At 40.4% G+C, this 7,220-nt stretch carries 6 protein-coding genes; all 6 read left to right on the forward strand.

Translation table 11 applies throughout. From position 1 onward, the window contains the following. The first annotated feature begins 675 nt into the window (after positions 1-675). The 6 genes from FE392_RS16985 (at position 676) to FE392_RS17010 (ending at position 7,073) form a co-directional block, all read left to right on the forward strand. Positions 676-1,221, forward strand: coding sequence for a fimbrial protein (locus tag FE392_RS16985; protein WP_319931383.1), 546 nt, complete (start codon positions 676-678; stop codon positions 1,219-1,221). 596 nt (positions 1,222-1,817) lie between these two features. After that, complete coding sequence (locus FE392_RS16990) at positions 1,818-4,361, forward strand: outer membrane usher protein (protein WP_319931384.1); 2,544 nt, start codon at positions 1,818-1,820, stop codon at positions 4,359-4,361. A gap of 109 nt (positions 4,362-4,470) precedes the next feature. Then, complete coding sequence (locus FE392_RS16995) at positions 4,471-5,229, forward strand: fimbria/pilus periplasmic chaperone (RefSeq protein ID WP_319931385.1); 759 nt, start codon at positions 4,471-4,473, stop codon at positions 5,227-5,229. 62 nt (positions 5,230-5,291) lie between these two features. After that, positions 5,292-5,870: a fimbrial protein gene (locus tag FE392_RS17000; protein ID WP_319931386.1), complete on the forward strand. Its 579-nt coding sequence runs from the start codon at positions 5,292-5,294 to the stop codon at positions 5,868-5,870. Positions 5,871-5,939: 69 nt separating this feature from the next. After that, entirely contained in the window at positions 5,940-6,779 is an 840-nt protein-coding gene (locus tag FE392_RS17005; protein WP_319931387.1) for an MrpH family fimbial adhesin, read from the forward strand. Between the two features lie 18 nt (positions 6,780-6,797). Continuing rightward, positions 6,798-7,073, forward strand: coding sequence for a helix-turn-helix domain-containing protein (locus tag FE392_RS17010; RefSeq protein WP_319931388.1), 276 nt, complete (start codon positions 6,798-6,800; stop codon positions 7,071-7,073). The last annotated feature ends 147 nt before the right edge of the window (positions 7,074-7,220 follow it).

Raw genomic sequence — 7,220 nt, forward strand, 5'->3', positions numbered from 1 at the left:
CTATTCGGGTGGTTATGATTTATAAAACGTCTATTAATTTTACATCTTTAATCAAGAATGATTTTCATTTATCTATTTAATAGATAGTTTTTATTGTGCTTATTTGATTAAAAAATGAATTGAATTAATTGTTTCAACAAATGTTAAATAATTAAAATAAATTAATAATAGTGATTAATAATTAGCTTGATAATTTGTTATGCTGGATTAAAGTTTTGCTTTTATTTGTTATCAACCGATTGCCTTAATAATTAAATTTGAATATTTACCTTATGGAGAAATAATAAAACGTCAATTTGCATTTAAAAAACAAAATAGAACAAGAAAGCAACGCCAATTAAGATACTGAATTGCTAAACACCGCTCGGCACAATTAAGTTTAATAATCTGAAATTAAGGAAATATTAGAAATATATACTGTGCATTACACGCTATATGTGATGGAAAGTCATATTTCATGTGATGTTAAAGCACATAGGCAGTTTTATCGTCTGAAATTTGACTTAGGTCTTATTGTGTAGAATGATATTTGCAGTTTGGTTCATTTTGACTACTTATTATTTCTGTCAAAAAACTAAATAACTTCTAATCTTGGCTTCAGAAATTAATTTCTGAGCTTAGGTTCTTTTTGGTTGCACATCTGTTTTTTTTAAATTAAAAGGCATCGGTGAAATTATGAAATTGAATAAATTGGCAATGGTGTTGGGTTTTGGTGTAGCTTTAACTGCGGGCGCAGCAAATGCAGCTCAATCTGTAGAAAATATGAATGACCGTGGTTTTGTTCATTTCAAAGGTACTATTATTAACCCAACTTGTTCAATTAAAAACCCTCATATTGATGTTGATTTTGGTGAAATTCGTACTTCTAAATTTAAATCCAATAAAGACGGTCAATCCGAGCGTGTCTCTTTTGATATCATTTTAGAAAACTGTGCTGATATCACAGGTAAGAAAATCTCCACAACGTTCACTGGTGATGCGGATGGCGCTGATGGTGAGCTGCTAGCTATCAGAGGTGAAGCGAAAGGCGTTGGTATCCAAATTGGTGACTTGAATGATGGTGAGAACGGAAGACTGGTTCGTTTAGGCCACCCAACTACTCCTGTTGATGCAGTGGATAACCACCTGCGTTTCGATGCTAACCTGAAAACTATCCCAGGTCAGAACGTAACAACAGGTAGTTTCTTTGCTTTCGCTCACTTTACCTTAAGCTACCTGTAATAAAAGCTAGTTTCTAATTGCTGAATGTCAGGAAGCCCGTCTGGCCTTTATTTGGAATCAGGGCGAGACATGTGGACATTTTTTTGAGTTTGGCCTGTATGTAATGAAAACTGATTTTGATCGGCAGTTAATTGATATTGCCTTATTAAAGTATCAATGAGTATTTTATTTACATATGTCGATCAAAATGCAGCCTTTCATGTTCTCACTCTGTATTTGGGGTTCCTGACATATCACTCAGCCTATTTCAAATATGTGCGGTGCATTATCATGGTTTAAAAACCAATGGGAAAGCAATTTAAATGGTTGTGAATTTAGGGCTAATTGAAGTTTATGTTCTTTCCGGTAGCTATATTTGGGAAATCACACATTCAGCCATACATGTAGGCTTGGCACTATCAGGTAGTAATTAAATTCAAATTGGGTTATTAGCGATTCATTGCTTAGAGGATGTTATGGCTTGGTTTATAGCTTCTATGAATCATGATTTTTCGACTGTTAATAAAAAAATATGCAGTAATAGAAAAAGAATATTCAATAAAAATTACGTGCTCAATAAACAAAGAATATCTAATAAAACAAATGCGAAGCCTCTGATGCCAGGAATTAAGCTACTTTCTGCCCTGATACTATTTTCGCTATCCGGTATCCCGTTTGCTTATTCTAAACCTATCGAATTCAATACTGACGCGCTGGAACTCAATGAACGCGGCAATATTGATTTGGAAAAGTTCTCTCGTGCAGGTTATATCATGCCGGGGAGATATATGATGGCTGTTCGGGTGAACCAGTCTGAATTGCAGGATCTGTACCCTATTGATTTTATCGTTCCGAATGACGATCCAAAAGGCAGTGAGGCTTGTGTTTCACCAGAATTAGTGAAAAAAATAGCCCTGAAATCAAAATGGGCCGACAAATTGGTCTGGCAGGACAATGGAAAATGCCTTGATCTGAATAGCTTGCCGGGGATGTCAGCTAGAGGGGACTTGGGTGCCTATACCTTGTATTTAATTGTTCCTAAATTTTATCTGGAATATGAATCATCGGATTGGGATCCGCCTGCCCGCTGGGATGAAGGTATTCCGGGACTATTGTTTGACTATAACTTGCATGCGCAGGCAATCGAACCTGAGCATGACAACGCCAGCCAGCGAATCAGCGCAAATGGTACGGCAGGTTTAAATGTTGGCGCGTGGCGCTTCCGTGCAAACTGGCAATCCCAGTACGAACACACCAACAGCGGGAATAACAGTTCGGATAATACAAGCCGCGGCAGTGTCAGAAAACGTAGTTGGGACTGGAGCCGTTACTACCTGTATCGTGCGCTTCCCACTCTAGAAGCTAAGCTGACTCTGGGAGAGAATTACCTTAATTCCGATATCTTCGATAGCTTCCGTTATACGGGAGTCAGTCTGGTAACAGATGAAAATATGTTGCCACCCCATTTACGTGGTTATGCCGCTGAAGTCTCAGGGATCGCGAGAACCAATGCCAAGGTTACTATCAGCCAGATGGGAAGAGTATTGTATGAAACTCAGGTTTCTGCAGGCCCATTTCGTATTCAGGATCTTAGTGATGCAGTGGCAGGAACACTGGATGTCAGAATTGAAGAGCAGGATGGCGGTGTACAGGAATTTCAGGTCGATACGGCCACTGTTCCTTTCCTGACTCGTCCCGGACGTGTGCAGTACAAATTTATTGGCGGTCAATCTACCAATGAAAAACATCGTCGTGAAGGCCCGGCTTTTGGTCTGGGAGAGTTCTCATGGGGGATCAATAACGATTGGTCACTATATGGCGGGTTCTTGGGAGCGGGTGACTATAACGCCTTATCGCTGGGGATTGGTCGTGATTTGCTGAAGTTCGGCGCATTGTCGTTTGATGTCACAGAATCAAGAGCAAAAATACCGGGAGAGAACAAAATATTGACGGGGGGATCTTATCGTCTCCGTTACTCTAAACGTTTTGAACAATACAACAGCCAGATGACATTTGCCGGGTATCGTTTCTCTCAACGTGATTTTATGACCATGGGGCAATATGTTGACCGCCGTTACCGCAATATATCCACCGAGGGTGGAAAAGAGCTATATACCGTTAATTTAAACAAACAATTCAATGAAATAGGTTTGGTTACCAGTTTCAGCTATAGCCACCAAACTTATTGGAATAAGCCAGCGAATAATCGTTATGACCTTTCCTTATCTAAATACTTGGATATCGGGCGTCATAAAGGGATTTATATCAATTTATCGGCTTATCGAAATAAATTTAACAATAAAAAAGACGACGGCATGTATCTGGGTCTTTCCATTCCTTGGGGAGAAACCGGATCTGTCAGCTATAACGGTTTAGTTAATAGTATGGGTAATGGGCATACAGTCAGTTATTTCAATCGAGTCGATGATCGTAATAACTACCGTATTTCAAGTGGTGTGAATACATACGGAAGGGCAACAGTAGACGGTTATTACACCCATTATGGTGATGAGGCATTAGTGACCGCCAGCGCCAGCTACCAAGCCGGCAATAATACTACCGCGACACTGGGTTTGCAGGGCGGAATAACTGCTACTGGTAAAGGCGTTGCTTTGCACCGTACGAATGTATCCGGGGCAACCCGCCTGATGGTGGATACCGAAGGTGTACGGAATGTGCCTGTCCAGACATTCAGTTCTTCGGTTCACACTAACTACTTCGGCAAGGCTGTACTGGCTGATGTGAACAGTTATCACCGCAATACCGCAAACATCGATCTGGATAAATTGCCGGATGATGTAGAAGCAATACGTTCGGTTCAATTGGCGACACTGACCGAAGGTGCCATTGGATACCGTAAATTTCAGGTTATATCCGGGCTTAAGGCAATGACAGTCATCCGTTTGCCTGATGGTTCGTTTCCGCCTTTTGGTGCATCCGTGACAAACGCAAGTCAGAGGGAGATTGGCATTGTTAGTGATGATGGATATGCCTATCTGACTGGCATCAACAAGGGTGACAAATTGCGGGTTCATTGGGATGGAAACACTCAATGTGAGATGACTTTACCAGATGACATCTCAACAGAGTTTTCAACTGCATTTTTGCTGAATTGCCAGCCTTTAAATGGAAATGATAAGCAAGGTTCAATAACAAACTGAAAAATAGGTTTTTTATAGAATACTACTTTAATTTCCAATGCGGCAATACGGATATTAATTGATAGCAGTAATACATATATACGTTTTTTAAGTATGAGCTAATGACACTATGAAACTGAAAAAATTTCTAATGATAGCCGCCATAACGGCAACAAGTTTAATGTCAATGCATCAGGCAACAGCGGCGATAGCATTAGATCGTACCCGGGCTATTTTTAACGGGAATGAAAAATCTGTCAGCTTGAATGTTGAAAATCAACATCCTGATTTACCTTATTTAGCACAGTCATGGCTTGAAGATGAACAGGGAAATAAAATCAACAGCCCATTTGTTGTTGTTCCGCCTGTTCAGCGTATTGAAGCTGGAATGAAGAGCCAGATTAAGGTTCAGGTACTACCTGCTGTAGCTCAATTACCGCAGGATCAAGAAAGCCTGTTCTATTTCACTGTGCGTGAAATTCCACCACGCAGCGAAAAGCCAAATGTTTTGCAACTCGCGATCCAAACGAAAATTAAGATGTTCTACCGTCCGGATGCGGTTATCGCTCGTCGTATCGATCTGGAAAACCCGTGGCAGGAAAAAATGACGTTAACTCGTCAGGGAAATCAATATGTATTGAATAACCCAACGCCGTATTACGTCACGATTGCAGAACTTCAGAGTGAAATTAAAGGTAAACCGGTCGAAGGTTTTAAACCATTAATGTTGGCACCTAAAAGCAGTGAAATACTGGGCGGAACGGTCAGCGCAATCGGTAATAGTCCCATATTGACCTATGTTAACGACTATGGCGGACACCCACGATTAGTTTTTAGTTGTAGTGGCGATAGTTGCGCTGTGGCAAAGGCTATGGATGAAGAGAGCTGATTCGGTTTTGTGATCATAAAACCGATTTCACCCGCCCATAATGAATTTTAGGATAAATAGTAATGAATTCCTTAAGTATAAAGCTCCCGGAGCATACACTGAAATCATTAGTTCTGTCGGCCTTGTTCCTTTTGGGGGTGAGCGGCCAGCAAAGTGCCTATGCACAAGATAACCTGCGCCAAAATGTCAAAATTACGATGACTGTCCTTGCACCTTCCTGCGTGATTAAGCCAGAAGATAAAGCTATGGAAGTTGATTTTGGCAGCATCACCAGCCGGGATCTTTATTTGCATCACCGTACACAAGGCCAGCAATTCCGTCTGCATTTGGAAGAGTGTGCACCGAAAGTAGCCCAGAAAGTTAAAATCAAGTTTGCCGGACAGGAAAGCACAGAACAGCCGGGATTACTGGCATTCAACTATGGCAGTAGTGCCTCTGGTGCGGCTATTGGTGTGGAAAAACTGGATGGCACACCACTTCCTATTAATAAAACAGCCCAATTTGCTCTCGCCAGTACGGATAGTAATCATGTCATTCCGTTCCAGGCATATATTAAAGCCGATCCCAGCGCGCTTTTGCGAAATAAGATTGGTGTAGGAGAGTTCAATGCGATGGCAACTTTTGAGCTCAGTTATGAATAGTGACATCGGTTTCTTGGGTGATTTCTGTGATATTCAATCCGAGTTTGAGGTTATTTAGGGAAATAAATTATGCGCCATATTAAAAAGTCATTAATGAAGTTATCGGCATCATTATTTTTCTTAACTGCTTCATATGCCTATGGCGGGGCTTATGTCATGCCGGTCAATACTATGGTATCGGGTAAACAAACCATTACTACAATGGAAATTGTTGAATGGACAGAAGACGAAGGAATTGAAAACCCCTGTTATAATAACCCTCAGTGCTATGTTGGGCCGGATGTCCAATATAACAATGGCAGACAGCCGGGGATGTATGGTTCCTGTATTGATTCAAAGGTGTGTTTGACTGATGCACATAAATACCGGACAACCGCAGATGTCATGCGAGCTTATAAAAGCCAGCTTGGGATCCCTAAGCGGGTAACATTCCCAATCATTAGTGCGGATGCACAGTGTGTAGGTTTGTTTTACACTAAACAGATATCATCGGGATATGGTGTGGCACAAAGATTTCCTAATTCAACCTGTAATAAATTACCGCCAATAAACCAGAATTGTGAGCTTAAAGTTCCTCCTGAAATTGCTTACGGTGAATTAAAAGCCACAGAAGTTAACAACGCAACCCGTTCTATTAATGGTGAGTTTAGTTGTGCACTTTCTAGCAACAAAATAATGTTGCAGGTCAAATCAATTAATAATGAATCAAAAGTTTATCTTGATGCTAATCAGCAAATTTATTCGACATTACAAATTGACGGAAACAATGCAGCAGATGGGGTGAATGTTATCGCTAAAGGAAAATATATTCCTTCAACTTTCACTCTGACGTCAATATTGCACACATTGACACCACCGAAAGCCGGTAAATATGAAGGCACTGCAATCGTTTATTTAACTTATCTATAAATTGAGAGTAAAAATATCATGCACGTCAGTATGCTGGTAGGAAAAAGAATCCAAACAAAAAGAAAAGAAATTGGAGTGACGGCCGCAGGGCTGGCAGAAAAAATTGGAGTTAGCCATCAGCAATTGTCACGTTATGAGAGAGGAACAAATAAAATCAGCTTAGAGCATTTAGTCTCTATTGCCATCGCCCTGGATACACCCGCGGATTGGTTTTTGGAGGACTGTTTTACTCCCCCAAAGGTTCATATGAATAATCAATATGCTTGTGTAGCGGAAACAATATTAGGTTTCTAAGAGCAAACATATATCACTATTAAAGTGAAAAACACATGTGAGTGTTTTAAGCCATTCCTGTTTTAGGAATGGCTTTTTTGTTGAATTTTCCATAGAAAAATAGACACCAATAACCGTCCGAATGGTTAACAATTAGTACCAAACTGT

Origin of the sequence: Xenorhabdus santafensis (assembly GCF_033949405.1) — a bacterium.
GTDB lineage: Bacteria > Pseudomonadota > Gammaproteobacteria > Enterobacterales > Enterobacteriaceae > Xenorhabdus > Xenorhabdus santafensis.